The following is a 20,352-nucleotide window of genomic DNA, read 5'->3' as shown; positions in this document are numbered from 1 at the left end:
ACCAAGGAGGTTTGGAAATGAAGATTGATACGTTGCAATCTGGTCTATTCATCGACGGCAAGTGGTGTCGGTCAGACGGCGAAATTGAGGTGAAGAACAAGTATACCGGTGAGGTCATCGCTGCCGTCGCACAGGCCAGTGAAGCTGATGTTGACCGTGCCGTCGAGGCTGCTATCGGCGCGATGAAGCGAATTTCGCTGTCGTCGTACGAGAGATACGAAATTCTACAAAAAACGGCCGCACTGTTGAAAGAGCATCACGATGAAATCGCCTTACTGATCGCCAAAGAAGGTGGGAAGCCGCTCCGCGACGCAAAAGCAGAGGTCAGTCGGGCTATCCAAACCGTGATCGTCTCGTCGGAGGAAGGAAAACGCGTCCACGGCGAGACTCTGCCGCTCGACGCTGCACCTGGCTCGAAGAATAAAGTTGGACTCTTCATTCGGGTGCCAGTTGGCGTAGTGGCAGCGATTGCTCCGTTCAACTTCCCGCTCAACCTCGTCATGCATAAAGTTGCCCCGGCCATCGCGGCTGGTTGCGCGGTTGTGTTAAAGCCCGCCACATATACACCGCTCACCGCGATCGCGCTTTGTGAACTGATGGCGGAAGCGGGTCTTCCGGATGGTTATTTGAACCTGGTCATCGGCTCGGGACGCACTGTCGGGGAATTGCTCGTGCGCCATCCGAAAGTCAACATGGTGACTTTTACGGGGAGTCCGGACGTCGGTGAACGCATCCGCAGTCAAGCGGGTCTGAAAAAAGTGACGTTGGAACTTGGGAACAACTCGGCGAACATCGTACACTCCGACGCAGACATTCCGGCGGCTGCCCGAGCGTTAGTTGACAAGGCGTACAGTTCCGCTGGTCAATTCTGCGTGTCTGTCCAGCGCGTCTACGCTCAGGAAGACATTCAACAGACACTGGTCGACGCGATGATGGAAGAGATTCAAAGACTTCGAGTCGGCAACCCAGAAGACCCCGATACGGTGGTTGGACCGCTCATCGATGAGTCTGAGGCTGTGCGTGTGCAGAGTTGGGTAGCTGAAGCGGAAGAACAAGGTGCGAAGGTTGTGACTGGTGGAACTCGGACTCGCAGCATCCTTGAACCCACGTTGTTGATGAACACCCGGCCGGACATGAAAGTCGTCCGCCAGGAGGTTTTCGGACCGGTGGCCAGCGTCGTGCCGTACAAGACGTTTGAAGAGGCGGTCGACATGGCAAACGACAGCGAGTACGGACTTCAAACGGGTGTATTTACGCGAGACGTTAACCGGGCATGGTACGCAATTCGCAACATCCAGTCCGGGTCGGTACATATTAACGACACGTCGAGCTACCGTGCGGACCTCATGCCGTATGGCGGTGTGAAACGAAGCGGGGTGGGACGTGAGGGCCCGCGCTGGGCGATCGAAGAAATGACGGAGATGCGAACAGTGAGCTTTTCACTCTGAATTTGGTTGAACAACTCGTATCTTAATAGTATCTATATTTCGAACATAAATAGATTCTCTTTGGGAGGCTTGTTCAATGGCACTCAAAACATTCGGTGTGATGGGCGTGGACTGGGAAGAACGCGTCAACTTTGACCGGCTTCGCGAGGACCGTTTAAGACGCGTCAAGAAACTTCTGAAGCAGTCCCCGATGGGGGCACTCCTATGCTTCGACATGAACAATGTGCGTTACATAACCGCGACACACATTGGCACGTGGGCGATGGATAAGCTGACGCGGTTCACTCTGTTGGCACAGGACGACGAACCGATTCTCTGGGACTTTGGGTCAGCAGCACGCCACCACCAAATCTACAGTCCGTGGCTCGGCGAACGCTCTCGCGCAGGCATCTCCACGCTTCGCGGATCGATGCTGCCAGAGGCTGGACAGGCGGAGAAGGTGGCCCGCTGGATCCGGATCGAACTAGAGGAGCGTGGACTACTCGGAGAACCTCTTGGGGTGGACGTGGTAGAACTGCCTGTGCTCTTTGCACTACAAAAAGAGGGCATTCAGGTGGTTGACGGGCAACAGTTGATGGCTGAAGTGAGAATGATTAAGTCACAGGACGAGATCACGCTGTTGAACACTGCGTGTTCGATGGTGGATGCGGCGTACGATGAGTTGTACCGCGCCATGAAACCTGGGATTCGGGAGAACGAGTGCGTAGCGCTGGTCAACAAGGTGCTTTACGACCTCGGCTCCGAACACGTTGAGGGTGTCAATGCAATTTCAGGCGAACGCTGTTCTCCGCACCCTCACGTGTACACAGACCGCATGCTTCGCCAAGGCGACCCTGCCTACTTTGATATCCTTCACAGCTATATGGGCTACCGGACGTGCTACTACCGCACCTTCGCTGTCGGCAGTGCATCGCCAGCGCTAGTCGATGCCTATAAACGTTGCCGTTACTACCTCGACGCGGCAATCAGCGTCATTAAGCCCGGCGCGACTACGGCAGATGTTGTCAAAGTCTGGCCGAAGGCGCAGGAGTTTGGCTTTGCGAATGAAGAGGACGCTTTTGCGCTGCAGTACGGCCACGGCATCGGCCTTTCCATTTGGGAGAAGCCAGTCTTCAGCCGCTTGGTTTCGCTCGACCACCCCGAGGTCATCCAAGAGGGCATGGTATTTGCTTTGGAGACTTTCTGGCCTGCGTCTGACGGATGGTCTGCTGCGCGCATTGAGGAAGAACTGGTGGTGACCAAGGACGGTTGCGAGGTCATCACACGCTTCCCAGCGGAAGAATTGGTGATTGCTGGACCTCGCTACTACACGACGGGGGGAGCGCTCAACGGCGTGCGAGAAATTCAATCGCATCTCAACCGCAGCGAGCCGCTGTAACTTTTTTCAAACCTTGTTTGGCGACACCGCACGCTGTCATCTTGGACACGACAATTTTAGGAGGATTGCGAATGAGCGAGAACATTGGATTTATTGGACTAGGAAACATGGGACAGCCAATGGCCATGCACTTGGTCAAGGGAGGATATCAAATTAAGGTCTACAACCGTACGGCTGACAAGGCGAAAGACCTAGTGAGCGCGGGGGCGGAGTTGGCTTCGAGTCCGGCAGACGCTGTAACTCCGGGCGGGGTTGCCATCACGATGGTTGCCAACGACAAAGTGCTGGAAGAGATGGTCCTTGGCGAAAACGGGTTTGGGGAGAAACTCGGGCAGGGGGGCGTGCATCTGTCGATGAGCACTGTTTCTCCAGAGACTGCGCGCAAGCTCGCGACCTACCACGCGGAGCGGGGAAGTCACTATGTCGCAGCACCTGTCTTTGGCCGTCCAGAGGCTGCGGCTGCACACAAGCTGTTCATTCTCTCTGCTGGCTCGAAGGAGGCCAAGGAGCGTGTTCGTCCGCTGCAAGAGGCGATCGGTCAGCGCATCTTCGATGTCAGTGAAGAACCAGGAAACGCCAACATCGTGAAACTGGGTGGAAATTTCCTGATCATGGCCGCAATGGAGGCGATGGCGGAGGCGTTTAACCTGGCGGAGAAGAACGGCATCGACCGGGCGCTGGCGGCGGAAGTGTACGCGAATACGCTGTTCAACTGCACGGTCTACCATGGGTACGGCGAGATGATCGCGAACAAGACGTTTGAACCTGCAGGGTTCTCTGTAACCCTCGGTCTCAAGGACTGCAACCTAGTCCTGAAAGAGGCGAACGAGACGAACAACCCGATGCCTCTCGCAAGCTTGTTACATGACCGGTTCCTCGCCTCTGTTGCACGCGGTCGCGCAAAACAAGACTGGTCTGCAGTGTCGCGGATTGCAGCGGAAGAAGCCGGATTGGAGTAACACGGAGTTCTCACTTGGAGGCGGCCCGATTGGCGTGCTCTCCTCAGCAATCAAATAGACTGATTACTTCTTTGCTTCAGATTAATAGGGGTGGTATTGCGTCACAAAAGGTCTCTAGGAACTTTTTCTTCGTCGAAAACCTGCAGAAAGTGGTGGGGAAATGGCTGACGAACGAGTAGCAAGCGCAGTTCGCAACTGGGCACCGCGGTTCATCGCAAACGGGATTGACTATAACGACTACTTGGCTGCCACTTCCCGAATCGAGGAGTGGAAGGATTGGTGTAGAGTCTTTTCCGAGCTCGGGGATAAGCACTATGGCCTTGGCGAAGACGCGGTGCGCGAGGGACGGACGCTATCTGCGGCGCAGCACTATTTTCAGGCGTCGATGGCTTACCACTTCGGCAAATACATGTTTGTCGATTACCCAGATGAACGGTTGCAAGCCTCGCGGCGGGCCCAGGAGTCGTATCGCCTCTCTGCAAAACTGTGGCCGGGGGTGGTTGAGCATGTGTCCATTCCCGGGCCTTCAGGTCTGATCATTCCCGGGATCCTCAGAAAACCAGAACATCAGTCGTGCCCACCGATCGTGGTCCTCATTCCAGGACTCGATTCGGTTAAGGAGGAGCTACACCGCTACGGAGATGACTTTCTGTCACGCGGCATGGCGGTTTTGGCAATTGATGGCCCGGGACAGGGGGAACTCGAAGATGCCGGTGTCCCGATGTGGCCGAACTACGAAGCAATTGTCTCCGCCGTCGTCGATTACACCGAGTCTCGGGGGGATCTCGACCGCGAGCGCATCGGGGTCATGGGGGTGAGCGTGGGGGGTTACTACGCGGCTCGTGCGGCTGCTTGTGAACCGCGTATCAAGGCGACCATCGAGTCCGGTGGCGCCTATTGCCTTGCTGATGACTTTGACACGGTTCCTTTGTTGACCCGCCAGGCCTTTATTGCGAGGTCCGGGAAAGGGTCTGCCGAGGAGGCCCGTGACTACCTACTACAGTTCACCTTGGAAGGTTTACTCTCACAACTCTCACACCCGATGCTGGTCATCCATGGCGAACACGACCGCTTGTTTCCGGTAGAAGATTCGCCCCAACACATTGCCGACGAAGCCGGAGAGAAGGCGGAACTTTGGGTTGTTAAAGGGGGGAATCACCTCGTAAACAACATGCCGTACCTAGTGCGCACGAGGCAGGCGGATTGGATGATGCAGCAACTGACTTCTGACTCTATTTAAGAAAGAAGGGGTTAAGTGTGAGCAGGTTGAGTGTTCAGTGGAGAAAACTCGGTAAGAAGAGCCGCATGTCAATGGCTGTAGCCGCAGTAGCGACGGGTATGCTTGTAACCGCTTGCGGCAACAGCGCAGGTGGTGGCGGTGGTACTGGAAATGCGACGGGAAGCGCATCGAAAGCTCCAATAAAAATTGGCATTTCCGTCTCGCTGTCGGGCGACTTCTCGGGTGATGGTCAGTCGATTGAAGCCGGTTACAAGCTGTGGGCGAACTACGTCAACCGACACGGTGGTCTACTGGGTCGTCAGGTCAAGCTCATTTTCCTCAATGACGCTTCGAGCACCACACAGGTTGTTACGAACTACCAGACTTTGATCAACGTGGACCATGTCAACTTGGTGTTTGGTCCGTTCTCCTCTCTCTTGACTACGCCGGCCGCCACCATTGCGAATCGGTATGGCTACGCCTTCCCAGAACCAGCTGGCGGCGGTCCGGCGGTATTTCAGGCCAAATTGCCCAATCTGGTGTTTGTGCAGCCAGCCCCGGTTGTCGACAATTTGGTGAGCTTTGCACACTGGATTCTGAGTTTACCGCCATCAGAGCGGCCTAAGACTGCAGCCTATGCGACAGAGAATGACCCGTTCACACAACCGCAGTTGCAAGTTGCTCAGCAAATCTTGCAGAAAGGCGGAGTCAAGACTGTGTACTTTCGGGTCTATCCGGCAGAGACGACAGACTACTCCCCGATTGCAGATGGCGTAATCAACTCGAAGGCACAGGTTGTTCTCTTGGGCACGCAGTTGCCTGATGCGATTGCCTTTGTGCAGCAGTTTGAACAACAACACTACAGTCCAAAGGCTTTGGTGGAGACCGCAGGACCTGACCAGGGCAGTCAGTTCTCCAAGGCCGTCGGTCTCAAAAACACCCAAGGTATTATGGTGCCAGCGGGCTGGTGGTACGGCGCAAAAACAGATGGGAACCAGACCTTCATCCAAGACTACCTCAAGACGTACGGTGGCACTGCAGGAGGTATTAACTCCGATGCCGCCGAGGCTTGGTCTGTTGGGCAGGTTGTTCAGCAGGCGGTGGAACACACCCACAGCATCAACAACAAGACGCTCATTCAGGCCCTCCACTCGATGACCTTTGACACGATTCAAGGGCCGTTGAAGTTCAACTCAGTGGGCGAACCGAATGGACAGTCGTTCTTGGTGCAATGGCAAAATGGCACGGCTGTCCCCGTGTATCCGTCTTCGATTGCCACAGCCAGTCCGCTTTACCCGAAGCCGAAGTGGTTTTCCTGACAACGCCATCGGGCAAGGGCGTGACTGCCCTTGCCCGAGTGGCAGTTTTGCGAGGTGAAAGGGGGAAATGTCATGAATCTACATCTAGTGATTGAGGCTATCATCATGGGGATTCTCACGGGTGGTGTATACGCGTTAATGGCATCCGGACTCACCCTCATCTTTGGAGTCATGGACATAATCAATGTGGGTCAGGGCGCGTTGGTGGTCATGGGTGCCTACCTCAGTTACGCCTTGGAGCAACTCCTGCATGTGGATTTGATGCTCGGCCTCCTCATCACCATGCCCCTGATGTTCATCTTCGGGGTGGCCATCCAGTGGGTGCTGATTCGGCCACTCAAGAAGGATCGAACCATGCTGTCGATCATGGTCACGTTCGGTTTGGCACTCTTGATTGAAGGGGTGCTCGGTGCAGTCTTTTCGACCAATTTCGTACAACTACAGGCGTGGTACACGACAGCCTCAGTGGACATCGCGGGCATTCATGTAGCCTACATCTACATCTTTACTTTCGGCTTAGCCGTAATTTTCTTGTCGGCGCTTTACTTTGTCCTGTATAAAACGCGCTTTGGCCAGGCGATTCGGGCGAGTATGCAGAACCGCACGGCAGCGCAGTTGATTGGCATCAACGTGGAGTGGGTGCAGGCCGTAACGTTCGGCCTTGGCACGGCGTTGGCAGCCGCCGGAGGTATGGCGTTTGGGGCGGTCAACGCGTTTGACCCTGGGAGCTCATACGACTTGATTTCAAGACTCTTGGTCGTCATTATTCTTGGCGGCATGGGGAGTCTCAGTGGAGCCATGATTGCTTCACTCATCATGTTGACGGTTGAAGACTTCATTGCAGTCGCTTGGTCCCCAGTGTGGTCAACGCTGGTGTTCTTCGCCATCCTCGTCATTGTCATGCTTGTCCGACCCCAAGGAATGTTCGGGCGGCCTGAAGGGAGGAAGCAATAGTGATTAGAAAGTGGAGCCCGCTTGCGTTGCTTGTCCTGTCGATTGTGTTCCCGCTCGTGTTCACGAATCCGGTCGTTACGACGATCGGCGTGTTCACACTCATTTATGCGACCATGGCCTCAGCTTGGAACATTCTTGGCGGGTATTCCGGATACATCTCGTTGGGTCACGCTTCGTTTTTTGGCATTGGGGCGTACGCTGTGGCGATTCTGGCAAAGGCTTGGAATGTCAGCCCAGGCTGGGCTCCGTTCGCCTTGTTGCTGGTTGGCGGTTTGGTGGCAGCGATTATTTCCGTGCCTTTCGGCTATTTGGCACTGCGGACGCGCCGTCATACATTTGTCGTCATTACCATCGCCTACTTCTTCATCTTCCAGTTGTTGTCGTACAACTTAACGGGCCTAACCAATGGCTCTTCTGGTCTTCCGATGCCCATCCCGACCTGGTCGAGTGGCTTCTTTAACTATCCCTTTTACTACGTCGGGTTAGCACTGTTAGTCCTGACGCTGTGCGTTTCCTGGTGGGTACGGCACTCACGCTTTGGCTTAGGGCTCTTGGCAATACGTGACGATGAGGACCGCGCCGAAGGACTCGGCGTGAAGACGGGTCCATCGAAATTGGCGGCCTTTGTGATTGCCGCCTTTTTCATTGCCATGGCAGGAGGTCTCTATGGCTACTTTGTCACCTACTTGTATCCGGCTACCCTGTTTAACCCGCTGAATGACCTAGCGATGGCACTCATGACCTTCACCGGCGGGATTGGTACACTCAGTGGTCCCATCTTGGGGGCGTTCATCATTGAGCCGGCCCGCCAAATTTTCGCCATAGCAGGTGGCGCGAGCCTCTACTTAATCATGTATGGTGCCCTGTTCCTTGTCATCATCCTGTTGCTCCCAGACGGAATTTGGCCGTCTCTTCGCCGCAAGTTGCCCCAGTGGATGGCGACACGTAAGAACCACACGGACGACGCTCAGAACGCCAATCCGCGCAACAAAGCGGAGGAGGAGGCATCCGTATGAGCACGATTTTACAGGCTGAGGGGATTAAAAAAGCGTTTGGCGGCATACAGGCCCTGAACGGCGCGTCCATCGCGGTGGAGGAAGGGGAAATTCATGGTCTGATTGGACCCAACGGTTCCGGCAAGACGACCCTTTTCAACGTGATCACCGGCTATGCACAAGCTGACGCAGGACAGGTGGTGTTCCGTGGCCAGCAAATTGGCTTGTACCGACCCGGACGCATCATGTCGCTTGGAATTGGCCGGACCTTTCAATTGACCCGTATCTTCAGCCGACTGACCGTACTGGAGAACATGTTTGTCCCAAGCCGCGATGGCTTTGGCAAGACATTGTTCGGGGGGTGGGCTTCGCACGCAGACCGTCAGCGGGCCATGGAACTTTTGAATCTGGTTGGAATTGCGAAGCTGGCTCACCTTCACGCAGGCAATTTGTCATACGGTCAGAGGAAACTTTTGGAGATCGCGACTGTCATGATGCTCGAACCGGAAGTGATTTTACTTGACGAACCGGCTGGAGGCGTCAATCCGACGATGATTGGCCATATCAGGAACCGTATCGAGGAGCTGAACAGAAACGGCGTCACGTTCCTGATTGTCGAGCACAACATGGGGTTTGTGATGGAACTGTGCGACCACGTCACGGTCATGCACCGTGGACAGACGCTCGACAGTGGCACACCAGACAAAGTGCGCAAGAATGAAGCAGTCCTAGACGCGTATTTGGGGGATTGATGACATGGCAGCATTGCTTGAAATGCAAGGCGTCGTCGCTGGATACGGTGGCTCCGATGTGCTCAAAGGGCTCGACTTGGTCGTTGAGGAAGGCTCACTGACTTGTATTGTCGGCCCCAACGGCGCGGGCAAGTCCACGGTTTTGAAGACCATCAGCGGCCTCCTCGCGCCAAAACGCGGGACCGTTCGCTTCAACGGGAGAGAAGTGCAGGGTCAGTCCTGCCGCAACATTCTCGATACTGGCATTGTGCAGGTGTTGCAAGACCACAGTCTCTTTCCTGAAATGACTGTCCAGGAAAACATCAAATTGGGCGGGTTTATCTTGCGTTCCCAGTCGCAGGTAGAAAAGCGCCTCGCGCAGGTGTATGAACTGTTCCCGGCTGCCAAGAACTGGGCCCCGGAGCGGGCGGCGAGCCTATCAGGGGGACAGCAGCGGTTGATCGAGTTTGCGCGCTGCTTGATGCTCGACCCGAAGCTGGTGTTGCTCGACGAGCCGTCCATGGGTCTTGACCCGAAGACGTTGAAACAGTTGTTCGATACTATCAAGCAGCTTCATGAATCGGGGCGGACGATACTGTTGGTTGAGCAGAATGCTCGGTCAGGTTTGCGCGCGGCCACCCACGGTGTAGTGATGGAAGACGGACGGGTCCGTTTGACTGGTACTGCGGAGTGGGTGCTGGCGAACCCCCAAATTGGAGAACTGTTCCTTGGCGGCGCGATGGTGGCGAACGACCGCTAAGCGGAGGAGGGGAATCGGTGATTATCGACGTTCACGCTCACTATCTCGACCCAGCAGTGGTCAAAGCGATTGTGGCGGGGGAATTTGCGCCGGACCTCTCTTATGACCGGGAGCGGGGTGGATTTGTCTTCCCTAGTGTCGAAACAAGGCCAACGCCGCGTGGTATGACAGACTTGGAGACTCGTCTTCGTCACATGGACGAAGCGGGCGTGGATATGCAAGTACTGTCTACCTGGCTCGACATGCTGGGCGCAGACCTCCCGGAAGCTACGGCAAGGGCATTTCACAGGGCCGTCAATCAAGGACTGGCCACCGCAGTGAGGTCGAATCCGGACCGCTTTCGGTTCTTGGCGAGCGTGCCGCTGCCCTACGGAGAGCTCGCTGCAAAGGAATTGACAATCTCCGTCGAGGAAGATGGTGCAGTAGGCGCTTTGATTGGGACCCGGGTAGGCGGTCTCTGGCTCGACGACCCGGCGTTTGACCCGTTCTGGCGCGCGGCAGAGAAACTCGCAGTACCTGTGATGCTCCACCCCCTGACTCGGGCTATCATGCCGCCTTTGCAAGACTACTACCTCAGCAATCTGCTCGGAAACCCGATGGACACCACCGTCGCGGCGAGTCGACTGATTATGGCCGGGGTCATGGATCGTTTCCCAAACCTGACCATTGTACTCGTGCACGGAGGTGGGTATCTGCCCTATGCTGTGGGACGGCTCGATCACGGTCACCAAGTTCGGCCTGAGGCAAAGAGTGTAAGGATGCTGCCGTCGTCCTATCTCCATCGTTTTGCTTACGACCACATCGTATTTGACGCAGGCATCTTGGCGGGATTGGCAGAGCGGGTGGGGAGAGACCGGATGGTCATCGGAAGCGACTACCCGTTTGATATGGAACCTAGAGATTTACTTGGCCTAGCAGAAGCCGGCCTCGGTCCGGAGGCAGGCCAACGTCTCGGTGACAATGCACTGCGCATTTTTAGACGCATCACAGGCTGATTCACCTTACGGTTCGTCAGCCGACGATGCGGAGTCCTTCCACCAGGCCTTCGATTTGGCCTACAATGTACTCGCCAATTTTGAGTGACGCCGTGGCAGCTGGAGACGGCGCATTGCAGACGTGCAGCGTCCGTGTCCCGCGAATGATAAAGAAGTCGTCGACCATGCTGCCGTCCGGTTTAAGGGCTTGCGCGCGTACCCCTGCGGGAGCGGGCTCGAGGTCGTCGGCTTTAATTTCCGGAACCAAACGCTGCAAACTCTTCACAAACGCGGCTTTGCTGTACGACCGTACCATCTCCGCAAGCCCGTCTTTCCAGTACCGGGAAGCCATTCTCCAGAACCCCGAGTAGAGCATTACTTCGCTGAAGTCCTTCAGGTCAAAGTCGCTCTTTGTGTAGCCCTCGCGCTTGAAGCTGAGGACTGCGTTTGGACCGGCTTCGACGTGACCGCCAATCATTCGTGTAAAATGGACGCCAAGGAACGGGAACGCAGGGTTCGGAACGGGGTAGATGAGGTTTTTCACAAGGTACCGCTTTTCTGGCTTCAGTTCGTAATACTCACCGCGAAATGGGACGATCTTGACGTCGGTTTTGACCTTCGCAATGGTTGCCAGTCGATCACTCTGTAGTCCTCCACAGTTGACCAGGAACTTGCCATGGAACGTTCCGCGCGTGGTTTCAACCACCACGCCACTGGCCGTATCCACGATGTTCTGCACGGTTGTCTGGAGTTTTGTTTCGCCCCTAGCCTGAACGCGCTCAGCGAGCACGGCACACACTTGTCGGTAGTTTACGATCCCGGTGACTGGCACATGGAGTGCCGCGAGGCCTGCGACGTGAGGCTCAAACTCTTTCAGTTCATCCGCGTCGATTCTGCGCACTGGTAGTCCGTTTTGAAGTCCGCGCTCGTACAAATCCTCCATGCGCTGCACTTCTGCCTCATCAGTTGCAACGATCACCTTTCCGCAGACCTCGTGCTCGATGTTATTTGCTTCGCAGAACTCCACCATGGCAAGGTTGCCTTGGCGGGCCAAAACAGCCTTCAAACTCCCTGGCTGATAGTAAATACCTGAGTGAATGACACCGCTGTTGTGTCCAGTTTGGTGTTCAGCCCAGGAACTTTCCTTTTCAATCACCAACACTTTGGCGTGCGGGTATTGGTCAGACAGAGCATTCGCAGTGCTGAGCCCAACGATGCCTCCGCCGACGACTATGAAATCATACATCGAGCGCGACCTCCATGGCATTGCGCGTATATCTGGACTCTGACAAACAATTCGAAAGATAGCAACTGTCAGTATACGAGTTCATTATAAAACAAATGGAGTTGCGTGTATGATCGACTTGAGCTTGTGTGGTTGGCTAAGAGCCGGGTTGGCCGGGCGAGGAGGGGAAGAACAGATGACTCGCAGCATCATGGTAGTGGGGACTGCGTCCAATGTTGGGAAGAGCATCGTCGCAACGGCGCTGTGTCGGATTTTGACCCAAGACGGGTATAGAGTTGCCCCCTTCAAGGCGCAAAACATGTCTTTGAATTCGGCCGTCACGCCGTCGGGGCGAGAAATTGGTCGGGCTCAAGCGGTTCAGGCAGAGGCGTGTGGTATCCTGCCGAGTGAACACATGAATCCGGTTTTGTTGAAGCCAACGGGGGACATGAAGAGTCAGGTTGTGTTGCAGGGGCGGCCAGTGGGCACGCGCTCCGCCAAAGACTATTTTTATGACGAAAAAAATGAGCTCTGGCAAGCGGTCACAGAGAGTTATCGGTATCTCGCAGAGCGCTATGAAGTCGTTGTCATTGAGGGAGCAGGCAGCCCTGTTGAAATGAATCTCAAGGCTCGGGATATCGCCAACATGAAAACCGCTTGCATGGCAGATGCCTGCGTCATTCTGGTTGCAGATATCGACCGGGGCGGGGTATTCGCATCGGTGGTGGGAACACTGCAACTGCTTGCGCCCAAGGAGCGAGCGTTGGTCAAGGGAATCGTTGTCAACAAATTCCGAGGTGACCCTTCGCTGTTCGAAGCAGGACGGACATGGCTCGAATCCTACACTGGCACGCCTGTACTCGGCGTCCTTCCTTATCTACAGAACCTAGGGATTGATGAGGAAGACTCCGTCAGTCTCTCGTCCGAGCGCTATCACGGCAAGCCACGGATAGAGGGTAGCATCGCGGCAGCGGTCGTGCGGTTACCACACATCGCCAACTTTACGGACATCGACCCGCTGTTCCTCGAACCTGACGTGCACGCCTACTTCTGTGATCAACCGGACGACCTCGCTGATGCTGACGTGGTGGTTCTGCCCGGCACGAAGAGTACACTGCTCGACCTCGATTGGCTGCACAAGAACGGTTGGAGTGAAGCGGTTTTGCGGGCTGTTGAGCGAGGCTCGTGTCTGCTTGGCATCTGCGGCGGTTTTCAAATGCTCGGCACTCGCGTGGTTGACCCACTGCACCTCGAATCCGAACTCGACTCTGGTGCTGGGCTTGGCGTTTTTGACGCGACGACAACCATTCAAGCGGACAAGTATACGAAGCTTGTTCAGGGCAACTTTGCCGGTGCATTCGAGGGCATACCGGTCGAAGGCTATGAAATTCACATGGGGACGACGCAGTTTCACAGCCAGCAGACGCCACTTGCGTTCACTCGCCCGGTCTACGACAGCGGAAATGTAGCGTCTCCTGTTGAAGAAGGTTGTGTTTCGGCGGATGGCAAAGTGATTGGAACTTACTTGCACGGTGTCCTGCATAACGACGCGTTCCGCGTTGCCTGGTTAAACGTGTTGCGCCGTGAAAAGGGGTTACCGCTTCAGACAGCGCAGGATTCTCGCGCGCGCCAAGCGGAGACTTTCGACCGACTCGCCACCACGGTCCGCACTCACCTACGCATGGACCAATTGTACAACGTTGTCTTCGGGGGGGATTAAATCGTCTTCGGGAGCACCACTTCTACTTCAGTACCTAAGCCGACCTGACTGTGAATGTGCAGTAAGCCTTTGTGGGCCTCAATAATCTTTCGGCTGACCGTCAATCCGAGGCCTGTCCCGGTCTCCTTGGTTGTGTAGAACGGTTCGCCGATGTGCGCCATGCGCTGTTCGGGTATACCCGGCCCATTGTCGCGCACAACGATGGAAACTTTGTTCTCTGTTGTGGCAGCGATGCAGATGGCGATGTCGCCGCCCGTTGTCATCGCCTCGATCGCGTTTTTGACGATGTTGACTAGCACCTGCTTGATCTGGTTTTTTTCACAGTGCAAGTTGTAGCGGCCGCTTGCAATCGATTGAGACATCGTGATATTTCGGAGGTTTGCCTCGGGGGTCATCAGGGTGACCACCTCCTTCACGAGTTGTGCACCGTCACAGAGTTCAAGGTCGCGTTTGGTCGGCTTCGCAAAGACTAACATTTCATTGACGATTGACTCAATGCGGTCAAACTCACTTTTCATAATCTCCAGGTAGAAGTCTGTCTTTTCTGGCGATGTCTGCATGAGTTGGACAAAGCCTTTGAGGACGGCGAGCGGGTTGCGGATCTCATGAGCAACGCCGGCGGCCATTTGTCCGACCGCGGAGAGACGCTCGGAACGGATGATTAACTCCTCCGTTTGCTTCTGGGCTGTAATGTCCCGGGCAATACAGAAGAACCCAGACACCTTGTTGTTCTCGCGAATCGGGATCTGTTTCTCTTCAACATCGATGATTCGCCCGTCTTTTCGCCGCAACTGAATCAGTGCAGTCTGCGGGTTTCCCTCCAAGACCCCTACATAGCGCGCGTATGCTTCAGGTTGGTATTCCGGCAAAAGGAGATCACGCGGCTTTAACCCGATCAACTCATTGACTGTGTAGCCGAGAATGGCCTGTGCAGCAGGATTGGCAGACACGATGACGCCGGTTCGATCAAGCGACACGACCATATCGCTGTCATTCTCAAACAGGGAGCGGTAGCGCTGCTCGCTTTCCGCGAGTCGTCGGACTGCGAGTCGCTGGTCGGTGACATCCCTGGAAATCACGACTAGTCCCATATTCGTCCCATCAGCGGCTTGGACAGGTACGCGCGAGATGTCACTGGCTGCTGGCGTGCCATCTGGAAGCATGTACTCGTAGGTGAAGTGATTCCCGTGTTTGTAAGTGGCTTCGGTGTACAAGGAATTATCAAGAAACTCTTTGCGGTAGATTGGCGCACAAAGGCCAGCGAGTTGCTCGGCTGTTTTGCTGCGAAACGACTGGTTTTGTAGTCCGACTGCGTGAAGCAGGGAGTTATTCGCTTCAATCCAGCGCCCTTCGTTATCGATGAAACAGATGTGGTCCGGCAGTGCGTCAATCAACGTCCGCAGTCTGCGTTCACGGTCCTCAATCGCAGCCGCAGCCTGTTTTCGCGCTGTGATGTCGCGAAAGATGACCAGTACGGCGGGTTTCCTGTGAAAAGTGATGCTGACACCAGCAATCTCTATATCTCTAGTGTTGCCGCGTAGGGTGACTAACTGTTCCTCTTGTAGCTTCGTCGACTTACCCCTGTACAGGGTCTCGATGCGGTCGGTCACGATTTGTTGGTAATTGTTGTCGACCACATTCATGATGGGGATGCCAAGCAACTCGTTGGAGGTTTCGGCCTCAAAGAACTGGAGAGCAGACGTGTTGGCACTGACCACAATACCGTCTTGGTGGATAAGTACTGGCTCGAGCATATTCTCTACGAGGAGTGAGTACTCTTCTCTACTCTCGTAATATGTGCGTTCCCGCCGCATGAATGCGTAGAGGAGAAAAATACTGCCGACAAAATACAGCGTCTTCAGTATCCCAACGTAGCGTGGGTGGCGGGCAATGCCCCAGACGGCCGTCGATATGACCAGCCACAAGACTCCGCCAACTATGTAGATAAGCGCAATTCTCGGAAATGAAGGAGACCGCCAGAAGTGCTTGGAAGTGTGCGTACGGTGTGCCACCTATTCTCCCCTTCCTGCAGCAAAGGGCAATCTTTTAATCTATTGGTATCATTGCCTGAATATAAAATCAATATCCTATATAGGAATAAACGACTTCTTTCGACCAAGGTCGCAAACTGTCGAGCTTTGTTCATACGGCGTTCTTTGGGAACCAGCAACGATGTCATTCAGTGGGCCCATCCGAGGGCCTGATACCGCCGATTGTCAGCACGTGGCGAAGAGCGAAGAAAACGAGCGCACTGCCTGTGGTCATTGCGACGCCACTGCACCAAGAGAGTGTCACGAGTCCTGACCCGTTTGCAGTGAACAGCGCGACAACGCCAGTGAATACGCCAAGATAGTAGATCAACATGCCGGACTGAGCTGGGGTCTTTGCCACCATGTCGTCAATCAGAGGCGCTGTTTTGCGCTCGGGACGCTTGCTGAAGCGGTACTCAAACCAGAGAAACGGGACCATCTTCTGCATGTAGGACAACATCAGTGCGAGGAGACCTCCAAACACGAACAAGAACACGCTGGCGAAGAGGCCGGTTGTCAGGTGAAAGAAACTCGACACAACGGTGCCAAGTTGACCAAATACGAGCAAAAGCATCGCAAGAAAGGCGTCGAACATCGGTAAGACGATACGTTTGCGCTTCCTCGCGCGAACAATCGTCATCATGTCGACTACGTACAGCAAACTGCCTGCAGCGACGAGCATGAAAGCGACCGCGGTGCCAACACGGTGAACGCTGTAAGACGGGATCCACGAAGAGAGAATCCACAGCAAAACGCCAGCAGCGTACAGGGACACCGTCCGCCAAATACTGACTGTGTACCCGTGGCTGAGCGAAAACATGGGCACCAGTTTGTAGGACAGGACCAACACCAAAGTGCCCCAAAATGCCATCCCGCCGAGAAGAACATGAGTTAGCAACAGAGAACTGCTGACGCTTGCAGGAAGCAGAGCTTGATCGATGCCGATGAGCATGACTAGTCCGAGAGCAGCGAGCGGAAATATCAGCGCTCTGTGCACTGCGGTCTTGTTTCGGGCGCGGCGGTAGCTTTTGAAGGCAAACACGAAGAACCCGGTTGCGCTACAAAAGAGCAGGCTGCCGAAGCTGCCGACAACCAGAAATTGGCTCGTTAAAAAACCGATGACCATACCGACTACAGACAGCAGGTGCAGCGGCAGATGCCAGTACAACAAGTGTCGCGGGACGGGCGGGGCCTGAAATGCAATCGGTACTATCTGATAGAGCACACCCCATGCCACCGTGAGCATTGACCCGAGAACGAGGAGATGGATAGCTGCCAGGGAATCAGGTGTTCCGCTCCTGCCCTGCTGCCACAGGGGCAACAGGCGAGACACACCGAGAAGACTAGGCCAGCCCACCGCCGTGCCAATCAACAAGTAGTACACAGACGGGGATAATCGCTTTTTCGTACCCGTGGAGGTCGTCACTGTTATCACTCACCCAAGTAGCCCATACGGGCCTTGATGTATCCAGAATGCCACAACCACGTCTGACACCCTGTGATCGTTCGCACAACGGGTACTCTATTCGAGGACGTTTGTGTCATGTTCGAAGCATCGATATCCAATATTTTCGATAAGCGCGTCTTGCCACGGACCGGTCGGCAGCTTCGGGATACAGTCAATGAAGCGCAAGCCGTGACGAAGAACTTGGCTGTACTGTGACCTGACGCACAGACGACTCTGATGTATCACACTACGCTCAATTCAGGAAGATAGGAAGGATGCCGTGCGTGAATGGTGAGTGCGGTTGACTCGGTCCATCGGGCAACGAGGGACCTCGCGAGTTTGCTTCCTAGGGGGCGTAGCACATGGCTGTCGGGAGAGCACCAGACGTTTTCGACACAAGGGAAGGGTTGTCAGACGTCAACGCAGCGTACGTAGAGGAACTGTATGAGCGTTTCCTCGAGCACCCGGAGAGCGTAGATGAAGAGACAAGGAAGTGGTTTGAAGAAAACGGAGCACCACCCTCCGTAAGGACGCGAACGCTTCCTGTGGAAGACGACGCATGGCTGGTAGATAACGATGAAGTAAAACAAATTCACTTAGCTCAGCAATATGTCAGTAACTTGCGTGAGCACGGTCATGTGGTCGCCGACGTCAATCCGATTGCAGCGGACGCTGCGGACCCTGCTGTCGTCTATCCCGCCGCGCACGAGCTCCATGAAGCGCAGCTCGCACAGATGCCGGCTTGGTGGGTTTGCTCAGACGCGCCGGAACACGTATCGACGGCGCTCGAAGCGTACCAATGGCTCAAGCAGGTTTATACCGGTACCATCGGTTTTGAGTTCTCGCACATCGACGACGATGAGGAGCGGCAGTGGCTGACCCAGACGGTGGAAGCACGCGAGTTCCGTAATCCTCGCAGAGCCGAAGAACGAAAGGAAACGCTCCTTCGCCTGATCGAAGTCGAGGAGTTTGAGCAGTTCCTGCACAAAGCGTTCGCCGGGCAAAAGCGATTTTCCATTGAAGGCGTGGACATGCTGGTGCCCATGCTCGACACCCTGATTCGCTCTGCAGCACAGTCTGGCGCCAGGCACGTCATGATGGGGATGGCCCACCGCGGACGACTGAACGTCCTCGCGCACATCCTTGGCAAACCGTATCGGAACATCCTGTCGGAGTTTCATTCGGCGCCAAACCCGGACTTGGTGCCATCTGAGGGGTCGGTCGGGATCAGCCATGGGTGGACAGGCGACGTCAAGTACCACCTCGGCGCTAGCGTCGAGCGAGCCGAAGGTGACGTTCGGCAGGTTCAACTTGTGTTGGCGAATAACCCAAGCCACCTGGAGTTTGTCAACCCGGTGGTCGAAGGCTACGTGCGAGCCACGCAAGACAAACGGTCGAATGGGGGGTGTCCGACACGCGACCCAGACCATTCGCTGGCCGTGCTCATTCACGGTGACGCAGCTTTCCCAGGTGAGGGCGTTGTAGCGGAGACACTGAACCTGTCACGCCTAGTTGGTTACGAAACGGGTGGGACGGTCCACATCATTGCGAACAACCAGATTGGCTTTACCGCGGATGTCGGACAGGGACGCTCGACGCGTTATGCCAGTGACTTGGCCAAAGGTTTTGAGATCCCGATTGTCCACGTCAACGCCGACGACTCGGAAGCATGCATTGCGGTCGTGCGATTGGCTCACGCCTACCGCCAGCGGTTTCACAAAGACTTCCTAATCGACCTCATTGGCTACCGTCGCTGGGGGCATAACGAGATGGACGACCCGGTCAGTACCCAACCTCAGATGTACAGTGTGGTGACTGGCCACGAGTCGGTGCGCACCCAGATGGCGAAGGCGCTGCTGTCGTCCGGAGTTGTATCCCGAGAGGAGGTCACGCGACAAGTGGAGGTCGTGCGTGACCGCCTACAGACTGCGCTACGCGAAGTCCGGTCCGACAAGCGCCCGGACCAAGCGCCGTCGATACCACAGGGTGAGGTCGCGCGGACCTTTGCGACGGGCGTACCGCAGGCAAAGCTGGAGGCGTTACATCAAGGGCTACTCGCGAGCCCACCTGGATTTTCGCTGTACCCGAAGTTGGCCCGGATTCTAGAGCGGCGCCGGACCGCCCTGCACAAAGACGGTAAAGTCGAATGGGCGGATGCCGAAGCGCTCGCGCTTGCATCAATCTTGACGGATGGGACCGCAATCCGCATGACTGGACAAGATACGGAACGCGGTACGTTTGGCCATCGCCACCTCGTGTTGCACGACACAGAGACGGGGTCGACGTACTGTCCGCTGCAGCACTTGCCAGACGCACGCGGAACATTTGAAATCCACAACAGCCCGCTCTCAGAAACGGCTGTACTGGGATTCGAGTACGGCTACAACACATTGGCTCCCGATACCTTAGTGATGTGGGAAGCTCAATTTGGCGATTTCGCGAACGTGGCACAGGTGTTGATCGACCAGTTCCTCAGTTCCGGCCGCGCGAAATGGGCACAGGCGTCAGGCCTCGTCCTGCTGCTCCCACATGGGTACGAGGGGCAGGGACCGGAACATTCAAGCGCGCGGCTTGAGCGCTACTTACAACTGTCCGCAGATGGAAACTGGCGTGTCGTGAACCCGTCGACCGCAGCGCAGTATTTCCACCTCCTGCGTCAGCAAGCGAAGCAGCTATGCGTTGACCCGAGGCCGCTCATCGTGATGACTCCGAAGAGTCTCTTACGCAACCCGAGAGCAGTATCTACGGTACGCGACTTGGTGGAGGGGCGGTTTCAACCGGTGTTATTCGATCACGCGGGTGGCGACAGTGTCGAGAGGCTGGTGCTCGCTTCGGGCAAGGTGGCAGTGGACTTCGCGGCAGCGGCAGCAGCGAGTGGACTCCCACCTTGGCTGGCAATGACCCGGGTGGAGCAGCTCTACCCATTCCCGAACAACGACCTAAAGCAGGTGCTGGAAGAGTTGCCGAATGTCCGCGAAGTCGTATGGCTGCAAGAGGAACCGCGGAACATGGGTGCCTGGACATACATGGCGCCGCGCATCCGGGCCATGCTGCCGGCAAGCGTTTCGCTGCGCTACTTGGGTCGACCCGAACGATCGAGCCCAGCCGAAGGATTTCCGGACTTACACGAGGCCACTCAGCAACAGCTGTTTGAAGAGGCGTGGAGTAAGTGAGCGATGAGAGCGATGCCGAG

General features: G+C 55.7%; 15 protein-coding genes. 12 read left to right on the top strand and 3 right to left on the bottom strand.

Translation table 11 applies throughout. The features are described from left to right. The first annotated feature begins 17 nt into the window (after positions 1-17). The 10 genes from JC200_RS02305 (at position 18) to JC200_RS02260 (ending at position 10,758) form a co-directional block, all read left to right on the top strand. Positions 18-1,448, top strand: a complete 1,431-nt coding sequence (locus tag JC200_RS02305; protein ID WP_274434572.1) for an aldehyde dehydrogenase family protein — start codon at positions 18-20, stop codon at positions 1,446-1,448. Between the two features lie 76 nt (positions 1,449-1,524). Beyond that, complete coding sequence (locus JC200_RS02300) at positions 1,525-2,826, top strand: M24 family metallopeptidase (protein WP_274434571.1); 1,302 nt, start codon at positions 1,525-1,527, stop codon at positions 2,824-2,826. Between the two features lie 71 nt (positions 2,827-2,897). After that, entirely contained in the window at positions 2,898-3,785 is an 888-nt protein-coding gene (locus JC200_RS02295) for an NAD(P)-dependent oxidoreductase (RefSeq protein WP_274434570.1), read from the top strand. A 160-nt stretch (positions 3,786-3,945) separates the two neighbouring features. After that, entirely contained in the window at positions 3,946-5,025 is a 1,080-nt protein-coding gene (locus tag JC200_RS02290) for an alpha/beta hydrolase family protein (RefSeq protein ID WP_274434569.1), read from the top strand. 17 nt (positions 5,026-5,042) lie between these two features. Beyond that, positions 5,043-6,323, top strand: a complete 1,281-nt coding sequence (locus tag JC200_RS02285) for an amino acid ABC transporter substrate-binding protein (RefSeq protein WP_274434568.1) — start codon at positions 5,043-5,045, stop codon at positions 6,321-6,323. Between the two features lie 72 nt (positions 6,324-6,395). Then, entirely contained in the window at positions 6,396-7,277 is an 882-nt protein-coding gene (locus JC200_RS02280) for a branched-chain amino acid ABC transporter permease (RefSeq protein WP_274434567.1), read from the top strand. After that, positions 7,277-8,293, top strand: coding sequence for a branched-chain amino acid ABC transporter permease (locus JC200_RS02275; protein ID WP_274434566.1), 1,017 nt, complete (start codon positions 7,277-7,279; stop codon positions 8,291-8,293). The genes JC200_RS02280 and JC200_RS02275 overlap by 1 nt, the downstream gene beginning before the upstream one ends. Beyond that, positions 8,290-9,024, top strand: coding sequence for an ABC transporter ATP-binding protein (locus JC200_RS02270; protein ID WP_274434565.1), 735 nt, complete (start codon positions 8,290-8,292; stop codon positions 9,022-9,024). Before JC200_RS02275 ends, JC200_RS02270 begins: the two co-directional genes overlap by 4 nt. Before the next feature lie 4 nt (positions 9,025-9,028). Continuing rightward, entirely contained in the window at positions 9,029-9,763 is a 735-nt protein-coding gene (locus JC200_RS02265) for an ABC transporter ATP-binding protein (protein ID WP_274434564.1), read from the top strand. A gap of 17 nt (positions 9,764-9,780) precedes the next feature. Then, complete coding sequence (locus JC200_RS02260; RefSeq protein ID WP_274434563.1) at positions 9,781-10,758, top strand: amidohydrolase family protein; 978 nt, start codon at positions 9,781-9,783, stop codon at positions 10,756-10,758. A 16-nt stretch (positions 10,759-10,774) separates the two neighbouring features. Here JC200_RS02260 and lhgO read toward each other — a convergent pair whose 3' ends face one another. Next, a complete protein-coding gene (gene lhgO / locus JC200_RS02255; protein WP_274434562.1) occupies positions 10,775-11,983 on the bottom strand; it encodes an L-2-hydroxyglutarate oxidase in 1,209 nt (402 codons plus the stop codon). A gap of 109 nt (positions 11,984-12,092) precedes the next feature. Here lhgO and JC200_RS02250 point away from each other — a divergent pair, with 109 nt between their 5' ends. Then, a complete protein-coding gene (locus JC200_RS02250; protein WP_274434561.1) occupies positions 12,093-13,682 on the top strand; it encodes a cobyric acid synthase in 1,590 nt (529 codons plus the stop codon). Here the strand turns inward: JC200_RS02250 and JC200_RS02245 are convergent. Together JC200_RS02245 and JC200_RS02240 are read right to left on the bottom strand one after the other, a co-directional pair. Next, positions 13,679-15,694, bottom strand: coding sequence for a PAS domain-containing protein (locus tag JC200_RS02245; protein ID WP_274434560.1), 2,016 nt, complete (start codon positions 15,692-15,694; stop codon positions 13,679-13,681). The genes JC200_RS02250 and JC200_RS02245 overlap by 4 nt on opposite strands. 163 nt (positions 15,695-15,857) lie before the next feature. Further along, positions 15,858-17,138: a hypothetical protein gene (locus tag JC200_RS02240; protein ID WP_274434559.1), complete on the bottom strand. Its 1,281-nt coding sequence runs from the start codon at positions 17,136-17,138 to the stop codon at positions 15,858-15,860. 383 nt (positions 17,139-17,521) lie between these two features. Between JC200_RS02240 and JC200_RS02235 the strand changes: the two genes are divergently transcribed. Continuing rightward, on the top strand, positions 17,522-20,332 hold the full coding sequence (locus JC200_RS02235; protein ID WP_274434558.1) for a 2-oxoglutarate dehydrogenase E1 component: 2,811 nt from the start codon (positions 17,522-17,524) through the stop codon (positions 20,330-20,332). Positions 20,333-20,352 lie beyond the last annotated feature (20 nt).

The organism is Alicyclobacillus sp. ALC3, assembly GCF_028751195.1.
Lineage (GTDB): Bacteria > Bacillota > Bacilli > Alicyclobacillales > Alicyclobacillaceae > Alicyclobacillus_L.
This window is presented reverse-complemented; position numbering and strand designations above follow the sequence as displayed.

Bases quoted from the DNA above. Each gene is read 5' to 3' on its own strand.
- JC200_RS02250 (WP_274434561.1), top strand. From the start codon at position 12,093: ATGATCGACTTGAGCTTGTGTGGTTGGCTAAGAGCCGGGTTGGCCGGG.
- JC200_RS02290 (WP_274434569.1), top strand. From the start codon at position 3,946: ATGGCTGACGAACGAGTAGCAAGCGCAGTTCGCAACTGGGCACCGCGG.
- JC200_RS02305 (WP_274434572.1), top strand. From the start codon at position 18: ATGAAGATTGATACGTTGCAATCTGGTCTATTCATCGACGGCAAGTGG.
- JC200_RS02270 (WP_274434565.1), top strand. From the start codon at position 8,290: ATGAGCACGATTTTACAGGCTGAGGGGATTAAAAAAGCGTTTGGCGGC.
- JC200_RS02300 (WP_274434571.1), top strand. From the start codon at position 1,525: ATGGCACTCAAAACATTCGGTGTGATGGGCGTGGACTGGGAAGAACGC.
- lhgO (WP_274434562.1), bottom strand. From the start codon at position 11,983: ATGTATGATTTCATAGTCGTCGGCGGAGGCATCGTTGGGCTCAGCACT.
- JC200_RS02280 (WP_274434567.1), top strand. From the start codon at position 6,396: ATGAATCTACATCTAGTGATTGAGGCTATCATCATGGGGATTCTCACG.
- JC200_RS02265 (WP_274434564.1), top strand. From the start codon at position 9,029: ATGGCAGCATTGCTTGAAATGCAAGGCGTCGTCGCTGGATACGGTGGC.
- JC200_RS02295 (WP_274434570.1), top strand. From the start codon at position 2,898: ATGAGCGAGAACATTGGATTTATTGGACTAGGAAACATGGGACAGCCA.
- JC200_RS02235 (WP_274434558.1), top strand. From the start codon at position 17,522: ATGGCTGTCGGGAGAGCACCAGACGTTTTCGACACAAGGGAAGGGTTG.